The sequence below is a fragment of the Cellulomonas sp. McL0617 genome (assembly GCF_049994875.1).
In the GTDB taxonomy this organism is placed as follows: Bacteria; Actinomycetota; Actinomycetes; order Actinomycetales; family Cellulomonadaceae; genus Cellulomonas.
Window position 1 is genome coordinate 2951524 of sequence record NZ_CP188256.1, and the last position, 18702, is coordinate 2970225.

Sequence of the window (18702 nt, forward strand, 5' to 3'; positions counted from 1 at the left end):
CATGCTAGCCGCGCACGCACGTCAGGGGGGAGGTCAGGCGGGAGACTCCACGGCTCGACGCAGGTCCGGCTCGAGGTAGATGACGTGGGCGATGGGGACCGCGGCCCGCACCCGCTGCTCGGCGGCGTCGATCGCCGCCGCGACGTCGGCTGCGCTGCTGGCGCCGTCGACCTCGATCTTGGCCGCGACGAGCAGCTCCTCCGGGCCCAGGTGCATGGTGCGCAGGTGGATCACCGACGCGACGCCCGGTCCGACGAGGGCGGCCGTGATCGCATCCACGTCCTTGGCGGTGGCCGACTCACCCAGGAGCAGCGACTTGGTCTCCATCGCGAGCACGATCGCGATGAGCACGAGCAGGGTCCCGATGCCGGCCGTGCCGAGCGCGTCGAACCGGCCGTCGTCGGTGAGCAGGGTGAGCCCGACGCCGAGGAACGCGAGCACCAGGCCGATCAGGGCCCCGAAGTCCTCGAGCAGGACGACCGGCAGCTCGGGCGCCTTGGCCGTCCGCACGAAGGAGACCCACGACTGCGTCCCGCGCGTGTGGTTGGACTCCTTGATCGCCGTGCGGAACGAGAAGCCCTCGAGCAGCATCGACGCACCCAGCACGACGAGCGGCACCCACCACCACCGACCCGTGATCGGGTGCGGCTCCTGCCACTTGTGCCACGCCTCGTACAGGGCGAACAGGCCACCGAGCGAGAACAGGATGATCGAGACGATGAACGCGTAGACGTACCGCTCGCGGCCGTAGCCGAACGGGTGCTCGACGTCCGCCTCGCGCCGGGCCCGCTTGCCCCCGAGCAGGAGGAGGAGCTGGTTGCCGGAGTCCGCCAGGGAGTGCACGGACTCGGCCAGCATCGAGCTGGAGAGCGTCAGCAGGTACGCGATGAACTTGGTGATCGCGATCCCGAGGTTGGCCGCGAGCGCGGCCAGGATCGCCCGGGTCCCGCCGCCTTCGTGTGCCATCAGCCGCGAGCGACCGGGACGCCCTCGTCGACGAGCAGCACCGGGATGCCGTCGCGCACGGGGTAGGCGAGCGGGTTCTCCGGGTCCGTCGAGACGAGCGTGGGCTCGCCGTCGGGGCCGACGCCGTCCACGAGCGTCGCGCCGGTCACCGGGCAGCGCAGCAGGTCACGGGCCCAGGGCTCGAGCACGCGCGGGGCGTCGCTCACGACGCGTCCTGGCGGACCAGGGCGAGCACGTCGTCGCGCACCTTCTCCATGATGTCCTCGTCGGCAGCCTCGACGTTCAGGCGCAGCAGCGGCTCGGTGTTCGAGGCGCGCAGGTTGAACCACCACTGCGGCTGTCCGTCCCAGTGCGACACCGTCAGCCCGTCCAGCTCGTCGACGACCACGGGGCCGGCGCCCTGCTGCGTGACGTAGGCCTCGACCACCCGTCCGCGAGCCTCGGCCACGCTGGTCACGGTCGAGTTGATCTCGCCGCTGGCCGAGTACGGCTGGTACTGCTCGGCCAGCGCCGACAGCGGGTGCGGCTGGCCGCCGAGCGCCGCCAGCACGTGCAGCGCGGCGAGCATCCCGGTGTCCGCGAAGAAGAAGTCGCGGAAGTAGTAGTGCGCGCTGTGCTCGCCGCCGAACACGGCGTCGTTGCTCGCCATCTCGGCCTTGATGAACGAGTGCCCGACGCGCGTGCGGACGGTCGTCGCACCCGCCGCGCCGAGCAGGTCCGGAACCACCTGCGACGTGATGAGGTTGTGGATCACCGTCGGCGTGCGGCCGGCCGCGCGCTCGCGGGCGACCTCCCGCAGCCCCACCAGGGCCGTGATCGCGGACGGGCTGACCGGGTCGCCGTGCTCGTCGATGACGAAGCAGCGGTCGGCGTCGCCGTCGAAGGCGAGGCCGAGGTCGGCGTCGTGCTCGACGACGGCCGCCTGCAGGTCACGCAGGTTCTCCGGGTCGAGCGGGTTGGCCTCGTGGTTGGGGAAGGTGCCGTCGAGCTCGAAGTAGAGGGGCACGACGTCGAGCGGCAGCTGCGGCAGCCCGGCACCGGTGCCGAGCACGGCCGGCGCCGTGAAGCCGCCCATGCCGTTGCCGGCGTCGACGACGACCTTGAGCGGCCGGATGGCGGACAGGTCGACCAGTGAGCGCAGGAACGCCGAGTAGTCCGCGAGCATGTCCTGCTCGGTGACGTCGCCGACCTCCTCGGGCCCGGCCAGCGGGATCTCGCCGCTCGCCAGGTAGTCCCCGGCCAGCTCGCGGACCCGGGACAGGCCGCTGTCCTGGCCGACGGGGCGCGCGCCGGCGCGGCAGAGCTTGATCCCGTTGTACTGCGCGGGGTTGTGGCTCGCGGTGAACATGGCGCCGGGGATGTCCAGCGCACCCGACGCGTAGTACAGCCCGTCGGTCGACGCCAGACCGATCCGGATCACGTCGACGCCACGCAGCGCGAGGCCCTCGGCGAAGGCCGCGACGAGCTCGGGACCGGAGGGGCGCATGTCGTTCCCGATGACGACCCGCGGCCGGCCGACTGTCTCCGCAGGGTGCTCGGGGATCACGACGACGTCGGCGAACGCGGCGCCGATCGCGCGCGCGACCGTCGGGTTCAGCTCCTCGGGGACGACGCCCCGGACGTCATACGCCTTGATCAGGGCAGACAGATCGACACGGTCAGCTGCAGGGGAGGTCACGGGCGTCATGCTACCCGGCGGCCTGCTACTGCTCGCCGTCGCCGCCCATGACCTCGTCCCGCGACAGCGGCGTGCCGTTGCCTTCGAGCGGGAACCAGTTGCGCTGCTCGCAGGCCGGGCAGGAGACGAAGAGCACCTGCTTGCCCGACGTCAGTGCCATACGGATCCGCGTGAGCTGTGTCTCGCCGCAGCGCAGGCACGCCTCGGTTCCCGGTACCGCGGGGCCATTCGGCTGACTGATCGATCCGAGCGGCTCCGACGCCTGCTGTGCCCGCGCGCGAGCCGCGTCCCCCTTGCGACGAGCCACGTCAGCCCTCACCGCGCAGCACGCGCAGATGACCGCGGCGCGGGGCCTCGGCCAGGACGGCACCGACGGCCTCGGGCAGCGGTTCCTCCTGCGGCGGCCGGCCCGCCTCGCGCACCGCGTCCGCCAGGGCAAGGAGGTCGTCCCGGCTCGGGGCCGCGGGCGTGAACTCGGGGGTGAGGCGGACGACCTCCCAGCCCCGGGGGGCCGTCAGTCGCTCCGCGTGCTCGAGGCACAGGTCGTACGAGTGGGGCTCCGCCTGCTGGGCCAGCGGCCCGAGGACGGCGGTCGAGTCGGCGTACACGTAGGTCAGCGTCGCAACCGCCGGACGGCCGCACGCCGTGCGCGTGCACTGCCTCACAGATCTCACGGGCTGACGGTACCCCTGGGTCCCGACACGCCGCGCTCCCCCACGCCGACGTCGACGGTCGATCTAGAGTTCAGGGGTGAGCCCCGCACCCCTGCCCCCCGCGCGCCGGACAGCCGGCACGGGTCGGCGCACGATGGCACAGCCGTCGGTCGCCGTGCAGCCGGTGCGCCGCCGCGACCGGCGGGGCCGCGGACCGCGCGGGCCGCTCCTGCCCAGCTCCATGCCCGCCTACCGCACCCGGGCCGAGCGGTTCGACGACCTCGTGCTCGACGCCGTCGAGCGGATCGAGCGGCACTGGGCCAAGCAGCTGTCCGGCACCGAGTTCGCCGTGGAGGACGTCCCGCCGTCCAACCCGGCTCCCTGGGAGCGTGGCGGGGTCCCGCTCGGTCGCTACTTCCCCTCGGACGCGGGGCTGCCCGCCCGCATCGTCATCTACCGTCGCCCGGTCGAGTCGCGGGCGGGAGACCCGTTCGACATGGCGGACCTCGTCCGCGACGTCGTCGTCGAGCAGGTCGCGCACCTGCTCGGCCGGTCCCCGGACGACGTGGACCCGGACTATCGCGACGGGCACTAGCCTGTCCGGACGATGAGCCCGCCTACCGTCCGTGTCGTCTGCGTCGTCTTCCACCCCGGCGACGAGCTCGCGACCTTCGCCCGCACCCTGGCCACCGCGTCCGCCGAACCGGTCGAGCTGGTCATCGTCGACAACGGCACCGACCAGAGCGTCTCGCGGGCCGTCGCCGACGAGCACGGCGCACGGCTGCTGGTCACCGGCGCGAACCTGGGCTACGGCGGCGGTGCGAACGCCGGGGCCGACGGGTGCGAGGCGCCGTGGATCCTCGTCGCCAACTCCGATCTCGAGTGGGAGCCCGGTGCGCTGGACGTCCTCGTGGCCAGCGCGGATGCCGACGCCCGCACGGGGTCGGCGGGACCGGCGCTGCTGAACCCCGACGGCACGGTGTACCCGTCGGCGCGGGCCCTGCCGTCGCTGGCCCAGGGCGCCGGGCACGCGCTGTTCGTGCGGATCTGGCCCGGCAACCCGTGGACGCGGCAGTACCGGGCCGAGCAGGAGAGCGCCGGCCGTCAGCGCGCCGCGGGGTGGCTCTCGGGCGCCTGCCTCCTCGTGCGCCGGACCGCGTTCGAGGCCGTCGGCGGGTTCGACGACGGCTACTTCATGTTCTTCGAGGACGTCGACCTCGGCGAGCGCCTGGGCCGCGCGGGCTGGACCAACCTCTACGTCCCGCAGGCGCGCGTCACGCACGTGGGCGGGACGTCCTGGCGTGCGAAGCCCGCACGGATGATCTCCGCGCACCACACGAGCGCCGCACGGTACGTCGCACGCCGGTACCCGCGCTGGTACCAGTGGCCCGTGCGCCAGGCCACCGTGCTCGGGCTGCGCCTGCGCGAACGGTCGGAGCTGCGCGCAGCCGCGTAGGGCGGCGTCCCTCGCGTGGGGCGCCTAGCGGGTCCCGAGGCGCGCGTCCTCGCGGACCGGCACGTCGGGCGCCGTGTGCCCCGCGGGCACCGGGTCGAGCACCGAGAAGAGCGTCCCGTCCGCCCTCGGTACCTCGGCGACGAGCGCCCAGGCGAGCGTGACGGCACCCCCGTCGACGGCCAGGTCGACGCCGAGCACGCCGGCCCGCGGCACCGGCACCGCGGCCGGGTCGGTGGGCACGACGTCGCCCGTGCCCGCCGCGAGCTCGTCGAGCGTCCAGGAGCTGGTGGTGCCGGCCGGGATGTGGATCGTCCGTTCGGCGAGCACCGCCCCGCCGGCGCCGATGAGCCGCAGGTGGCCGGTGGCCGACCCGCCGTCGGACGCGTCCGCGGCGCTGGACACGGCACCGAGCACGAGCGTGCCCTGCGTGCCCGGGGGCAGCGCGGCCGCGCCCCCACCGGGCTGCGCCGTCGCGGCCCACGCACGCTCGACGCTCGGGTGGTCGTCGAGCTCACCGATCGAGCCCGGTCGGGTCATCACGGACGACGCGAGGACCGGCTGACCCGCGTCGACGACGGCGGTGTAGGAGCCCGCCGGGAGACCGCCGAGCGGGACGTCCGTGACCTCCCCCGCGCCCAGCGCGACCGAGTCGGCGCCGGGCAGCTCGTAGACGCCGGCGGGACCGAGCAGCGTGACCTTGGCGGTCGTCGCCATGCCGCCGGGCGCGAGGAGCCGGAGCAGCGGCGCGTCCGGGTCGTCGACGGTCGAGGCGACCACCGAGATGCCGGGCACCACCTGGCGCGCCGCCGGCGCGACGCCCGGCACGACGAGCTCGGTGCCGCCGGGCGTGAAGCCGTCCAGCGCCGAGTCCTGGACGTGCGCGCCGATCCGGCCGCCCGTCGCGACGACGTGGACGCCGATCCGGCGCTGCTCCGCGGCGATGCCCCCGAGCGACACCACCCTCTCGGCGCCCGGAGCCACGAGGTACCGCTCACCGGTCAGGTCGACCACGCCGTTCGGTCCCCACACCTCGAGCGCGACCTCGGCCGGTGTCGTCCCGGGGTTGTCCAGCACGAGCTGGGCCGTGCTGGCCAGGTCCGTCGCGCCGCCGAGCAGCCACGCGTCGCCCGCCGGCAGCTGGCAGGAAGCCGCGGCCAGACCCCGCAGGTCGCCGGCGGTCACGAGCCCGCTGCCCGTGGCCGCGACCCGCGCGGGGACCTCGGTGGGCTGGACGCGCACGACGGACGGACCCGCCACGGAGGGGACCTTGATCGCGTCACCGCCGGCCTTCAAGGCCGTCCACGTGGTCGACCCGTCCAGCGGCGCGACCGTACCGGCACCGCTCGGCGACGCCGTCAGCGCCGCGAGGGTGCTGATCGGGGCGACCGGCGTCGGGTCGAACGCGGAGTCCCCACGACCCGTGTCGTCGGGCAGTATCAGCGGTCCCGGGCACACGAGCGTGGTTGCCGAGGGCGGGACGGGAACCCGTGTCGCAGCGACGGTCGAGTCGTCCGCAGCCGGGGCCCGGGTACCCGCGGCGACCACCACGACGGTGAGGCCCAGCGCCACGAGGCCGGAGGCCGCGCGGGCCGTCCGACCGAGCCAGACGCGCGAACGCGAGGTCTCCGTCATGAGCGTCCGCTCCAGGTGCGGCCGCCGCGACGCCGACGGACCGGCACCGCGAGCAGCAGGGTCACGAGCAGGACGAGCGACTGCAGGACGAGCACCGGGGTGCGGTCCGGGCTGACGTAGCCGACGACGAGATGGCCGCCCCCGGCACCGAGGTCGAAGCTCTGCCGCCAGCCGTCCTGCACGGCCCGCAACGGCTCGCCGTCCAGCGAGGCGTGCCAGTGCGGGTCGGCCCGCTCGGCCAGGACGATCCGTCGACCGGTGTCACCGGCGGCGACGGTCGTGTCGATCGCGCGGTCGGCCGAGGGCACCGCGACGGCCTCGGCCGCGGGGTCCGCGGGTAGCACCCGGGCCCAGGAGGTCACCACGTCCGGAGCCGCGATGCCCGCGCCGGGGGCCGATGCCTGGACACGCCAGAGCGTGCCCGCGGTGTTGGCGGTGACGCGTTGGAGGCCGGCCGTCGCGTCCAGCCGGCTGACCAGCTCGTCGCGCGCCGTCTGCGCCGTCGGGTTGTCGGCGGCGTCGTCGGGCAGCACGGGGACCAGGACGTCGGAGACGCCGAGCGAGCCGAGGTCGGCGGCCACGTCGCCGCTCGCCGCCGTCGCGAGCCGCGCGACGAGCGCGTCGACCTCGTGCGTCGCGGCGTCCGCCGGGCTCGCGGTGGGATCTGTCAGGTCGCCGTCGACCGTGCGGGTCCAGACCGCGGCCGCCTGGTCGACCAGCGCCGGTCCGTCGCCGCGCATGAGCTGCCAGGTCGCGGTGGGCTCGCCGCCGTCGCCGGGCACCGCGCTGACGGCGAGAACGCGCGACGCGGCCGGGGACTGCTGCGCCTGCTGACCGACGGCCGGCACGACGACCCCGTCCTGCGTGTGCAGGGCGACCGCGTCCCCGGTCCGGGCCTGCCAGGTCCACGTGCCCAGCCAGAGCACCGGCACCACGACGGCGACGGCCGTGAGCAGGGCCGCGAGCATCTGGCGGACGCCGAAGGAGTAGTGCCCGAGGCGCTCGCGCAGCCGGTCCGTGCCGATGAGCGCCGCGGTAAGAAGACCGGCACCCGCGAGCGAGAGGGCCGGGCCGGCCCAGCCCCGGACGAGGGACCCGTCGGACACCGCGACGGGGACCGCCACGACGACGGTCGCGGTGGCGAGCCCGAGGACGGCGACCATCCACGCGCCGCGGACCGCGCGCGCCACCGGTGCGCCGCGCAGGAGCGCAAGCACGGCGAGGGCCAGCACCACCGCACCGAGCGCGAGCGGCAGGACGGTGACGACCCCTGCGGGAAGCCCGGTGCCGACGAGCGAGGCGGGGTCGGCGGGGACGCCCAGCAGGCGGCCGAGCGGGTCCGCCGCCTGCGACGCCGCGGGCAGCCCGGGGTCGGCGACGAGGAGGCGCCAGCCGGGCAGGCCGCGTCGGGCCGCCTCGAGCAGCGCGGGGGCGAGCAGGACGACCGCCGGGACGGCTGCGAGCAGGACGCGACCGCGGCGCCGAGGGGCGCACAGCGCGACGACACAGAGCGCCAGGACGCCGGGGACCAGCAGTACGGGCGCACCCGCGACGACGACCGCGAACGCGAGCGCCGCACCGGCAGCGGCGGCGATCGAGCCCGTCGGGTCGGGGGTACCGACCCGGGCGTCGAGGGGAGCTACGACCGGAGTCTGCCCGGAGTCGGTCGCCTCACGGGGGGCAGGGACCTCGGCGGCGAGCGCGGGACCGTCCGGATCGAGGTCCTCGTCGTCCGCACGTCGTGCCGTCGCGATCCCCGACAGCACCTGGTCGACCCGCTGCACCCCGACCGCACGGGCGAGGCCGAGGCCCACCCACGGCAGCATCACGTGCGCGACCACGGCACCGAGCCGGCCCGACCCGAGACCGAGCAGCAGCGCCGGAGCGGCCGCCCAGACCACCGCCGCCCACGCGCGCACGCCGACGGAGCGGGTGACCGCGCCCGCCGCGGCCCAGGCGCCGACGCCGGCGAGCAGGACGGAACCGAGCAGCAGCAGACCCACGGCGGCCGCCGAGGACCCGCCGGTGGCCGCCGTCGGTGCCACCAGGACGGTCAGCAGCGCGTCGGCCGGGCCGGCCGTGCCGAGGCCGCCGGACACCCAGCCGGACGTCGCGGCGCTCCAGAGCTCGCCGAGCCGGGCGGTGGTCGGCAGGAGCGCAGCGCCGACGAGCCGCGCGCCGCCGGCCACCGGGGCGACCAGCGAGCCGAGGGCCACGGCCGAGACGATCGCGAGCCCGCCGACCAGGACGGCCAGGGTCGTGCGGCGCTTGGTGGCCAGGGCTGCGAGCTCCCGCAGCTCGAGCTCGCTGGGCGCCTGGACGACGCGCCGGACCTCGGCCCGCGCCAGGCGTCGGTCGCGCGACTGGGCCCACACGTCGCGAAAGCCGGCCTGCAGCGGGCGCAGCGCACGCCGGGGCAGCCGCCGGGTGCGCGTGGCGCGCGCCCGGGCACGGACCACGCCGGCCGGACGCAGGACCGCGACGACGGCGGACCGCAGCTCGTCGACCGCGAGTCCCGGCTGCTTGGCCGCCAGCTGCCACAGCGAGCGCACGAGCGCGCCGGCCAGCGCGAGGACCGCGACGACGGGCACGAGCAGCATGGGCGCGGCGACGAGCCGGCTGTGCACGAGCGCGCGTCGGCGGGCGTCGAACGAGCGGCGCGGGTCGGCGGCGTCGTCCTCGCCGTCCCCGTCGAGATCGGTCGGCGGGGTCGACGGGTCGTCCCGCAGACCGAGGTAGCCCGCCTGCGCGTGCCGCACCACGGCCGAGGGCACGACGATGACGCGGTGGCCGGCCAGGCGCGCGCGCCGCGACAGGTCGAAGCCGTCGCCGAACGGCCCGAGCAGCGGGTCCGTGCCGCGCAGGTCGTCCCAGACGTCGCGCCGGACCAGGGCGCCGGCCAGACCGACCCCGAGGACGTCGTCGCGACCGTCGTGCTGCCCCTGGTCGAGCTCGCCCGGCTCGACGTCGGTCATGCGGCGACCGGAGCGGGACGTGCGCAGGCCGACCTCGAGCAGCCGCTCGGGATCCGTCCACGTGCGCTGCTTGACGCCGGCGACCGCCACGGACGGCGCGCGACCCACGGCTCGGACGAGCTCGGCCAGGGCAGTCTCCGCCGGCGCGCTGTCGTCGTGCAGGAGCCACAGCCAGCTGGTGGTGGGTCCGACCTCGCTCGCGAGCGCGCGTCGCACGGCATGCCCGAACGTGCGGGCGTCGGGCGCGTGGACGAGGTGGAGGGAGGGAGTCGGACCGCCCGCAGTCTCGGTGTCGAACGCGCGGTGGAACGCTGGGGCGACGGTCTCGTCGGGCACCCGTGAGACGTCGACGAGGAAGACCCGCAGCGGCCGACGCGTCTGCGCCGCGAGCGCGGCGAGGGTCGTCTCGAGATACCGGGTGCTGCCGTGGGTGACGACGACCGCGGACACCGGCGTCGTCACCGGTGTGGCGGAGGTGGCCGTGGGAACGTCCACGGGCTGGAGCGTGTCAGTCATGCTCGGAACATGGTGCGGCAGCGCCCGCGCGAGCCCGGGAGCGACACGCCCCGAGAACCTGTGAACGTCAGACGACACGCCGCTTGAGCTTGCGCCGCTCGCGCTCGGACAGGCCGCCCCAGATGCCGAAGCGCTCGTCGTTCTGCAGGGCGTACTCGAGGCACTCGGAGCGCACGTCGCAGCCCGTGCACACCTTCTTGGCCTCGCGGGTGGAGCCGCCCTTCTCAGGGAAGAAGGCCTCCGGGTCGGTCTGGGCGCACAGCGCGCGCTCCTGCCATCCCATCGGCCCCTCGTCCTCGAGGGCACCGAAGATCGGCAGCACGTTGGAGGCCTGCGTCTGTGCAGCCCTGCGTGCGTCCGTCGGGAAGATCTCGTCGTTGTCGAGCAGATTCCACATGCGTGCCTCCGTGCGGGTCTTCTGGTGCTGGGTGCTGCTGTGGATGGGTGAGGCCGTGACGACGTTCTCTGCTGTGAGCAAGATGTGCTGCAGGTGAATCCGTTCTATGGAATTACACGCGTGTCGTTCACGTTGGTCAAGCGGGGAGATGGTATTTGCCCGGTTCTGTCGGGTGAACTTGTGCGATTCCGGCTCCCCGGGCGTGTCGCCGTAGGGTTGCGGCGTGCCTCCGACGACCATCGCCGACCTCCTCGCCCTGCTCACCGCGGAGCCCGGTCGGCCCCGGATCACCTGGTACGGCGACGGCGGCGAGCGCGTCGAGCTGTCGGGTGCCGTGCTCGTGAACTGGGTCAACAAGACGGCGAACCTGCTCGTCGAGGAGTTCGACGCCGGACCCGGTGCTCGGATCGGTCTGCACCTGCCGATGCACTGGCGCAGCATCGTGTGGGCGCTCGCGGCGTGGCGACTCGGTGCATGCGTCGTGCTCGACTCGCGAACGGCCCTCGATGCGCTGGTGACGAACCAGCCCCCGAGACGCATGACCGTGCCGACGGTCGCCGTTGCACTCGCCGGCCTCGCACGCCGGTTCGACGACGAGCTTCCCGCAGGCGCGATCGATGCCGCATCTGCCGTGATGACCTACGGCGACGTGCTCGGCTGGTCGCCACCTCTGGACCCGCTTGCCGATGCTCTCGACGACGGCACCGCGCAGATCCGTCACATCGACCTGATGCCCGCCCCCGCTGACTCCGGCCGCACGCTGCTCGCGGCCGTGCCGGCGCTGACCATCGTCAGCATGGCGCAGAGCCTGAGAGTCCTTGCCGGCGACGGATCGCTGGTGCTCGTCGACGTTCCGACGGCCGCCGCACTAGGTGCCGACCCGTCACGACGCGCGCGGCTGGTGCAGTCCGAGCTGGTCACGGCCGACCTGCTCGGCTGACCGTCCGCGGGCGCGCTGGAGGCGGACCGCCGCCGACGTGGTGCAGACTCTGTAGCCGTGCCCGCTCCGATCGTGCTCTTGCCCGTGCCCCCGCTCACCTGGTGGGGTGCCATGCGCTGGGGAGCAGTCCAGCCCCTCCTGCCCAGCAGCCCGTCAACCGTCGTCGCCGAGTTCGGCTGCGGTCAGGGGTCGTTCGGCGCACGCCTCTCCGGGATGTACTCCGCCTACGTAGCGGTCGAGCCGTCCGAGTCGTCCGCGAAGATCGCCGCCGCGCGGGTCGCGGACACCGGCGGGGTGGTGGTGCCCGCATGGGACGACCCTGGTAACCCGCACGCCGATCACTCAGCCGACCTCCTCGTGGCGTTCGAGGTCCTGGAGCACCTCCAGCACGACGCTGAGATCCTGCGGTCGTGGCTGCGCGCGGCGCGGCCCGGCGCGCACGTCGTCGTCTCGGTCCCCGCCGAGCCCGAGCGCTTCGGGCCGTGGGACGAGAACGTCGGGCACTACCGGCGCTACTCGGTGGGTGACCTCACCGACACGCTCCGGTCTGCGGGCCTCGTCCAGGCGCGCGCCCACCACTACGGCTACCCGTTCGGTTACGCGCTCGAAGCGGCGCGCAACACGATCGCGCGACGTCGTCCGGTGGACACGGGGGCGGTCGCCATGGCGGACCGCACCGAGGGTTCGGGTCGGCTGCGTCAGCCGGCGTCGCTCCGCGTCGGTGACCTGCGCTGGCATGCGACGGCACCGTTCCGCGCGTGGCAGACGCACTACCCGACGCGTGGACCCGGGCTCGTCGGCTGGGCAATAGTTCCGTGAGCTGATCCCCGCCGGCGACCGAGCACCAGCGCCGTTCCGCCCAGCATCAGGTCAGAAGCGGTCAGGGCGACACGGCTCACGAGCACCACCACGAGGATGGCGTCACGGTCGACGTGCCCGGACAGCAGCAACGCGAGCACGAGCTCTCGTGCGCCGACTCCCGCCGGGACGAAGATGATGACGAACCCCACGGTCCACGCCAGGGCGTACGCGCCGGTCGCCAGCAGATAGGTGTCGATGCCCGGCGGCAGGCCGACGGCGCGTGCGAGCAGCCAGACCTGCAGGCCGACCACGAGCCAGCCCGCGACGGACCACATGGTCGCTCTGAGCGTCCCGCGCACCGTCAGCGGGTGCTCGAGCGGTTCGCGGCGCGCCAGCCTGAGCGCGACCGCCAGGATCCGGTTCAGCACGGGTGGCGACAGAACCAGCAGCGAGACCGCCAGTGCTGCCCACACCCAGCGCTCGTCGATCCCGGTCGGCCCCGCGAGCAGCAGGGCGGGAACCGCCACCGCCAGGCCGGACACGATCGCGACGAGGACCGAGACCACCATGGCGCTCAGGGAACGCCTCCGCGGGATCCGCTGGTCGGCACCGAGCTCGGTGGCTGCGACGATGTTCCAGATGCCGCCCGGCACGTACTTGCCGAGCTGGCTGATGAAGTAGATGGTCGATGCCGGCCGTATCGGGACGTCGGAGCCGAGGTCGGCGAGGACCGCGCGCCACGAGAGCAGGGTGAGCAGTCCGTTGACGACGGCGAGCGCGACGCAGCCGACCAGCAGGGACGCCGAGATGGAGGTCAGCGCGCTCTGGACGTCAGCCCACTCATGCACCACCGCGAAGGTGGCAGCCCCGAGCGCGACGACGACGAATCCGACCCGTAGCCATCGCGAGCGCAGCAGGGCGATCACGTGATTCACAAGCCACCGACCAGGACCGCGTCGAGGGGACCGACGCAGGAGGCCGCCGACATGGTCGACCGAGCGTGCGCGACCGACCGCGCGGCCATGTCACGCCGCCGAGCGGGGTCGAGCGCGAGCGCCCGCAGCGCCTCCGCCAGCGCCACGGCATCGCCTGGCGGCACGAAGATCGCGGTGTCGCCGAGGGTCCGTCGCTGCGGGGCGGTGTCACCGGTCACGACGACGCACCCGGCGGCCGCGCCCTGGAACGCCTTGTTCGGCACGACCGACAACGCCTTACGACTTGTGCCGAAGATCCCTAGGCACACGTCGTGGGCAGCGACCAGGGCGGGCAGCTCGTCGGGGGCCACCCACGACACTCGCGTCACGCCTGGTACTCCCACGAGGACCTTGTCCACCTCGGACTCGTCCTGACCCGTGCCCACGACCGTCGCCTCGACCAGCCCGTCGAGCAGGCGCAGGGCCTCGGCGATCACGGGAGTGCCCTGCAGCGGCGTGAACAGCCCGTAGAAGACCACCGACATCGGAGAGTCCGCGGTCACCCGCGGCACGTGCGCCGCATCGAACCACCTCGCGTCTGCGCCGACCGGGACGACGAGAGCGCGCTCCTGGACAGCCTCGGGCAGCGCCGCCAGGTGCTCTTGCGTGTCGACGACGACCAGGTCGGCCCGTCGCAAGGCGAAGGCGTCGAGCCCGACGAGCAGCCGACGCTTGAGACGGCCGCCAACCCCCCGGTCGTCGGCCGTCGTCGCACCGGAGATCAGGAAGTCCAGAACCACGGGCGCCGGGCGCATCAGCCGGCGCACCGCAGCGATGTCGAAGTGCCCGAGATGGCCGACGAGCACCGCTGTCGGCCGGGGTCCATGACGCCGGCGGGCACGCAGCGACGGGGCGAGCCGCCACCACGCGGAAGCGAGTGCCACGACGAGCCGCGGCAGCAGCTGCGGCCTCCGCAGCATCTCGACGCGCTGGGCGGTGTCCAGCCGCAGCGGCTCGACGATCTCGTCGACGTCCCAGCCTCGCTCACGCAGGCCTTCGACGATGACCCCGATGCGGGGATGGACGCCCGCGTCGTAGGTGCCGGTCGCGACGATCGTGCCGCGACCACCTGGGCCGTCCATCAGACCTCCACCCCGAGGTCGGGAGCCTGCGTGCACTTCGTCATGTCCGTCCTCGCCACGTCGCCTGCTGCATCGGCGTGGCCGCCGGGAGGCTCACCGATGCTACCCGGGACGCCTGGCCCGACCCCTATGGGTCGCCGTCGGTGCTGCATGAAGGCCTTGATGACCATCCTTCCCTTGTCGGTGCGTCGCCGGTGCTGTTGGCGCGCCCGTCTCGAGGCTGCACGATGGCAGGCGCCCGCTGTACGTCCTCGTCGCCGGCTGAGCGATGCCCGGCCGCCCGTCACGCTCGACGGTGACACGAGATTCGGCAGGTAAGGTCGCCTACCGTGAACCGACCGACGACGAAGCTGCAGTTGTGAGCCCGGTAGGCGCGCGTTCGGCCGTCGTTGTTCCGCCGTCCCGATCGTCCCGGCAACGCCGTCCTTCGCCAAGCGATCGGGCCCGCACGGCAGCTGTCGCCCTTCCCGACCGGCTCGTCATGCTCATGTTCTGGTGCTCGGTGGTCGTCGCGCTGACCGTGCTGGCCTCCCAGTTCCGTCCGGTCGTCGTCCTCCCTCTCCTGGCGGTGGTGGTCGCATCGACGTGGCGGTTCATGCCCGCCGCTCTGCCCACCACCCGCGCGTCCGTCGTCTCGTCGTCGGTCGCCGTCGCGGGGTCCGCCCTCTGGCTCGTTGCGAACCTCCCGTTCGCCTCCCGGTACGTGACAGCGACACGCGACCCCGGCGTCCTCACGCTCGAGGGGTTGTGGCTCAGCGCTCACCCTGCACCGGACATCTCGGTCGGTTCCGCGATCGACGTCCAGCACGTAGTACCCGGGCTCTCTGCGTCGACCGGCGACCCGCTGTCGGGCCCGTTGCAGGTGCAGGGCGCCAAGCTCGTGCCCGGGATGCTCGGACTTGCTGGTTGGGTCGGCGGCGACCAGGCCGTGCTGGCAGCCAACCTGGTCATCGGAGCAGTCGCACTCCTGGCCGTGTTCGCGCTCGCCCGTCGGCTGGTCCGGCCCGCGGTGGCGCTCGTCCCGCTCGCAGCGTTGGCCGTGTCGATCCCGATGATGGTGTTCTCGCGCGCGGCGTACACCGAGCCGCTCACGCTTGTCTTGGTGATCGGCGGCGTCACCATGGCGTGGTCGGCGATCGAGACGCGCACGTGGTGGCGATACCTGCTCGCCGGCGCGATGATCGGGGGCACCGCCCTCGTGCGGATCGACGGCGCGGCCTCCGTGATCGGTCTGATCGGTGGCCTGGGACTGACGGCGGCCGCAGCCCTCGGCCCACGGGTGCGTCGCAGACAGGTCGGGGCCACGGGGATCGTCATCGGCGCTGCTCTGGCGATGGTGGCGATCGGCTACCTGGACCTCCGTCTCCACAGCCCGTCGTATCTCGTCTCCCTCTCCCACCAGTTCACGGCGCTCATGGCCGCCCTCGCCGGCACCGTGATCCTCGTGATCGTGCTGGGCACCCTCCGCTCGCTCGACCCTCTGCGCCGCTGGGTGCTCACCCGCCGACGCGGGCTCGCCGCGGCCGCCGTTTTTGGCGTCGGGGTCGTGGCTGCCTTCTTCGCGAGCCGGCCGCTGTGGCTCGTCAACCGACGCATCCCCGCGGGTTCGCCGTACGCCTCGGTGGTGGGCGCCCTCCAGGAGATGGACCATCTGCCGCTCGATCCCACGCGCAGCTACGACGAGTACTCGCTCTCGTGGCACGGCATGTACTACGGCTGGCCCATGGTGGTCCTCGCGGTGGTGGGGCTGTCACTGATCACTTACCGCCTCGTGGCGCGGCGCGATCCGCGGCTCGCGCTCGTGCTCGGCGTCGTGGTCGCCCCGTCACTGCTCTATCTCTGGGACATCGCCATCACACCGGACCAGACCTGGGCCATGCGACGGTTCCTTCCCGTCACCATTCCCGGACTGCTCATCGCGTCGGCGGTCGTCGTCGACACGCTCTGGGCGCAGCGCTCGCGGGTCCTGCGTGCGCTCGCGGTCGCCGGAGGCGTCGTCGTCGCGGCTTTCCCGATCCTGACCTGGAGCCCGGTGCTCACAACGGTCGAGCAGGGGGGACGGCTCGGCGAGATGAACGCCGTGTGCGCCGCCGTGGGGGGTGGCCCCGTCGTCTACATGGCTGTCGGCGCGGGGTCGCCGCCGTACCTCACCACGCTCCGCAGCGGATGTGACGTGGACGTCGTTCAGGCGAACGTGCCACTGACGGCGTCCGACCTCGCGGCCATCAAGGCAGCGTGGGGCGACAACGACGTCAAGGTCGTCACCTTCACGCCCGACTCCGTGCCGTGGGCCGGCGGCACCGCGCCCGGACCGCTGCGGACGACGACGATCAGCTGGTGGGAGAACCCTCTGCAACGGATCCCTCAGCGTGACGTCGAGTCGACCTCGCGGCTCTGGGTAGGCAGGATCGGCCCGGACGGCACCTTGACCCCGGTCGAAGGCTGATCCCGGCTGCTAAGCGCTCGGCGACCTGACACCGAGGACCTGACGCAGCTCGGCGCCCATGCGGTCGCGGCCATAGAGGCGTCTGCACCCGTCGGCGTACTGCGCGGCCAACGAGGCCAGCCGGTCGCCCTCGAAGAGCCCACCGATCCGACGCACCCATGCGCCGGCGTCCTGTGCGGCCACGACGATGCCCGTCTCCCCGTCGACCACCGCGTCGCGCAGACCCTCGAGGTCTGCTGCGACGACCAGGGCCCCGCGCATCGAAGCCTCGATGGCGACCAGCCCGAAGCCCTCCATGTCCCCCGCGACGGGGATGTTGGGCTGGGCGAAGATGTCACACCCACGCAGCAGGAGCTCGCGGTCGGCGTCGTCAACTGCGCCGAGCAGCCGGACGCGGCGCGGGTCCGCGAGCGCCGCCCTCGCGTCGACCACCTGTGCCCGGTCGTCCCCGTCCCCGGCCACGACGTACACGCACCGCTCCGGCAGCCGAGGAAGGACCTCACGGACGAACCACGCCACGCCCTTGCGGCGCACGAGCCGGCCCAGCGTGGCGATCACGACGGTCTCGTCGTCGATACCGAGACGCTTGCGCAGCTCGCGGCGCGCCTCTTCGCGGTCGGCCTCCGGGGGTTCCTCGACACCCAGCCGTACGACCTGGACCCGGTTGTCGGGTACACCGACCGCGATGGCCGTGCCGGCGGTGGCCTGGCTGATGGCGACGACCAGGTCCGCGGAGGGCAGCCAACGCCGCACCAACCACTGGTACGGGCGTGGTGGCCAGACCACGTCCTTGCCCATCGCCATCGTCGCCAGTCGTGCGCGCCCGGTCCGAGCGAACGCCCGCAGCGTCAGGAACGTCAGCACATCGCCCGTCAGCACGAGGTCGACCTCGCGACGACGCGCAGCCCGTCGGGCCGAGACGGCGGCCCGGACCAGGAACCACGGCAGCCCCCGGTTGGACCCGCGGTGGGCGATCAGGCGGGCGTCCCCACCGTCGAGCGCGTGCCACACGTCAACGGCGAGGGTCTCCATCCCGCCGACCGACGGCGGGAACTTCCTCGTCACGAAGAGCACGCGGGGCATGGTGCGGACAGTACAGGCGTCGGCAGTGGGACCGACGACCGTGGCCAGGGCTCCCGTTGCGCTCACCTACGATCGTCGGGTGCCGCCCGCCCCTGATCAGCCGACCCCTCGACGCATCCGTGCACGGTGGGTCAAGCTGCTCGGGACCTTGATCGTCGTCGGCTTCGTGGTGGTCTTCGTCGCCGGTGAATGGTCAGACATCCTCGACGCCGTGCACCGGCTGGATGCCGCGAGCATCGTGGGGGCGTTCGCGTTCGTGCTGGTCGGGCTGTTCGCGGCGGCACTCTCCTGGAGATCGGTGCTGGCGGGGATGGGGTCACCGCTGCCGGTGACGGCCGCCGCTCGCGTGTACTTCCTCAGTCAGCTGGGCAAGTACATCCCGGGAAGCATCTGGCCGGTGCTCGCGCAGACAGAGCTGTCGACGGAGTACGGCGTCCCGCGAGTCCGGGCCGGGTCAGCCGCGCTCACGCAGCTGGTGGTCGGGCTCGTCGTCGGGATCGCGGTCGCGGGCGCGACCCTGTCGGTCGCCTCAGCTGATGCCCTGCGCGCGTACTGGTGGCTCCTGTTCGTGGCGGTCGCCGGCATCGTCATGCTCGTCCCCGCAGTGTTCAACCGCGTCATGGTCCTGGCGCGCCGGGTGCTGCGCCGGCCGGGTGGCGACGAGATATCGGGCCGGACCCTGCTGCGGTCGGCGGCCTGGGCACTCGTGATGTGGGTCACGTTCGGCGCGCACCTGTGGTGCCTCGCGGCGGGTTCCGGCGTCTCGTCCGCGAACCTCGGCCTGCTCACCACGGGGGCATACGCGCTGGCCTGGGTCGTGGGATTCGTCATCGTCTTCCTGCCCGCCGGGGCCGGAGCGCGCGAGGCGGCGTTGGTACTGGCCATGGCGCCCGTGATGGACAGGTCGACGGCGCTCGCCCTGGCCCTCGTCAGCCGTGCGCTGATGATCGTCGGCGACTTCCTGTGCGCCGGCGTCGCGGTGCTGGCGGACAAGCGGCACCGCGCGACGACGGCTCGGCGGGCACCCGGCGCAGTCCTCGGCGATGATCGGTGAGCCGTCGGGGCCGACAGATCGCGCGGATAGGGTCGCGAGTGACGAGCAG

17 protein-coding genes are annotated in these 18702 nt (G+C 73.4%); 6 read left to right on the forward strand and 11 right to left on the reverse strand.

The features are described from left to right. Window positions 1-33 precede the first annotated feature (33 nt). The 5 genes from ACPPVS_RS13295 to ACPPVS_RS13315 form a co-directional block, all read right to left on the reverse strand. The gene (locus ACPPVS_RS13295) at window positions 34-966 is read right to left on the reverse strand and encodes a cation diffusion facilitator family transporter (RefSeq protein ID WP_426592730.1); all 933 of its coding nucleotides are present in this window, start codon (window positions 964-966) and stop codon (window positions 34-36) included. Continuing rightward, window positions 966-1172: a Trm112 family protein gene (locus ACPPVS_RS13300; protein ID WP_426592731.1), complete on the reverse strand. Its 207-nt coding sequence runs from the start codon at window positions 1170-1172 to the stop codon at window positions 966-968. Before ACPPVS_RS13300 ends, ACPPVS_RS13295 begins: the two co-directional genes overlap by 1 nt. Next, a complete protein-coding gene (locus tag ACPPVS_RS13305; protein WP_426592732.1) occupies window positions 1169-2653 on the reverse strand; it encodes a phosphomannomutase/phosphoglucomutase in 1485 nt (494 codons plus the stop codon). The genes ACPPVS_RS13300 and ACPPVS_RS13305 overlap by 4 nt, the downstream gene beginning before the upstream one ends. A 16-nt stretch (window positions 2654-2669) precedes the next feature. Beyond that, window positions 2670-2804: a hypothetical protein gene (locus tag ACPPVS_RS13310; RefSeq protein WP_426592733.1), complete on the reverse strand. Its 135-nt coding sequence runs from the start codon at window positions 2802-2804 to the stop codon at window positions 2670-2672. 148 nt (window positions 2805-2952) lie between these two features. After that, window positions 2953-3318, reverse strand: a complete 366-nt coding sequence (locus ACPPVS_RS13315) for a DUF3499 domain-containing protein (RefSeq protein WP_426592734.1) — start codon at window positions 3316-3318, stop codon at window positions 2953-2955. Between the two features lie 76 nt (window positions 3319-3394). On the opposite strand from ACPPVS_RS13315, the gene ACPPVS_RS13320 reads away from it, so the two are divergent. Beyond that, window positions 3395-3892, forward strand: a complete 498-nt coding sequence (locus ACPPVS_RS13320) for a metallopeptidase family protein (RefSeq protein WP_426592735.1) — start codon at window positions 3395-3397, stop codon at window positions 3890-3892. 12 nt (window positions 3893-3904) lie between these two features. Further along, window positions 3905-4753 (forward strand): glycosyltransferase family 2 protein, encoded by an 849-nt coding sequence (locus tag ACPPVS_RS13325; RefSeq protein WP_426592736.1) that lies wholly within the window; start codon window positions 3905-3907, stop codon window positions 4751-4753. 24 nt (window positions 4754-4777) lie between these two features. On the opposite strand, the gene ACPPVS_RS13330 is transcribed toward ACPPVS_RS13325, so the two are convergent. The 3 genes from ACPPVS_RS13330 to ACPPVS_RS13340 form a co-directional block, all read right to left on the reverse strand. Then, window positions 4778-6385 carry a DUF5719 family protein gene (locus ACPPVS_RS13330; protein ID WP_426592737.1) on the reverse strand — a complete coding sequence of 536 codons (1608 nt, stop codon included), beginning with the start codon at window positions 6383-6385 and terminating at the stop codon, window positions 4778-4780. Next, a complete protein-coding gene (locus ACPPVS_RS13335) occupies window positions 6382-9876 on the reverse strand; it encodes a glycosyltransferase family 2 protein (protein WP_426592738.1) in 3495 nt (1164 codons plus the stop codon). Before ACPPVS_RS13335 ends, ACPPVS_RS13330 begins: the two co-directional genes overlap by 4 nt. A gap of 67 nt (window positions 9877-9943) precedes the next feature. After that, window positions 9944-10273 carry a WhiB family transcriptional regulator gene (locus ACPPVS_RS13340; RefSeq protein ID WP_426592739.1) on the reverse strand — a complete coding sequence of 110 codons (330 nt, stop codon included), beginning with the start codon at window positions 10271-10273 and terminating at the stop codon, window positions 9944-9946. Window positions 10274-10496: 223 nt separating this feature from the next. Here ACPPVS_RS13340 and ACPPVS_RS13345 point away from each other — a divergent pair, with 223 nt between their 5' ends. Continuing rightward, the gene (locus ACPPVS_RS13345) at window positions 10497-11213 is read left to right on the forward strand and encodes a TIGR03089 family protein (RefSeq protein ID WP_426592740.1); all 717 of its coding nucleotides are present in this window, start codon (window positions 10497-10499) and stop codon (window positions 11211-11213) included. 57 nt (window positions 11214-11270) lie between these two features. Then, on the forward strand, window positions 11271-12032 hold the full coding sequence (locus ACPPVS_RS13350) for a class I SAM-dependent methyltransferase (protein ID WP_426592741.1): 762 nt from the start codon (window positions 11271-11273) through the stop codon (window positions 12030-12032). Here ACPPVS_RS13350 and ACPPVS_RS13355 read toward each other — a convergent pair. Both ACPPVS_RS13355 and ACPPVS_RS13360 read right to left on the reverse strand, forming a co-directional pair. Further along, window positions 11984-12949: a lysylphosphatidylglycerol synthase transmembrane domain-containing protein gene (locus tag ACPPVS_RS13355; protein ID WP_426592742.1), complete on the reverse strand. Its 966-nt coding sequence runs from the start codon at window positions 12947-12949 to the stop codon at window positions 11984-11986. The two genes, ACPPVS_RS13350 and ACPPVS_RS13355, sit on opposite strands and share 49 nt — an antisense overlap. Then, window positions 12946-14070 (reverse strand): glycosyltransferase, encoded by a 1125-nt coding sequence (locus ACPPVS_RS13360; protein WP_426592743.1) that lies wholly within the window; start codon window positions 14068-14070, stop codon window positions 12946-12948. The genes ACPPVS_RS13355 and ACPPVS_RS13360 overlap by 4 nt, the downstream gene beginning before the upstream one ends. Window positions 14071-14551: 481 nt before the next feature. Between ACPPVS_RS13360 and ACPPVS_RS13365 the strand changes: the two genes are divergently transcribed. After that, complete coding sequence (locus tag ACPPVS_RS13365; RefSeq protein WP_426592744.1) at window positions 14552-16516, forward strand: hypothetical protein; 1965 nt, start codon at window positions 14552-14554, stop codon at window positions 16514-16516. 9 nt (window positions 16517-16525) lie between these two features. Here the strand turns inward: ACPPVS_RS13365 and ACPPVS_RS13370 are convergent, their stop codons facing one another. Then, entirely contained in the window at window positions 16526-17665 is a 1140-nt protein-coding gene (locus tag ACPPVS_RS13370; RefSeq protein WP_426592745.1) for a glycosyltransferase family 4 protein, read from the reverse strand. A 13-nt stretch (window positions 17666-17678) separates the two neighbouring features. Here ACPPVS_RS13370 and ACPPVS_RS13375 point away from each other — a divergent pair, with 13 nt between their 5' ends. Continuing rightward, entirely contained in the window at window positions 17679-18653 is a 975-nt protein-coding gene (locus ACPPVS_RS13375) for a lysylphosphatidylglycerol synthase transmembrane domain-containing protein (protein ID WP_426592746.1), read from the forward strand. The last annotated feature ends 49 nt before the right edge of the window (window positions 18654-18702 follow it).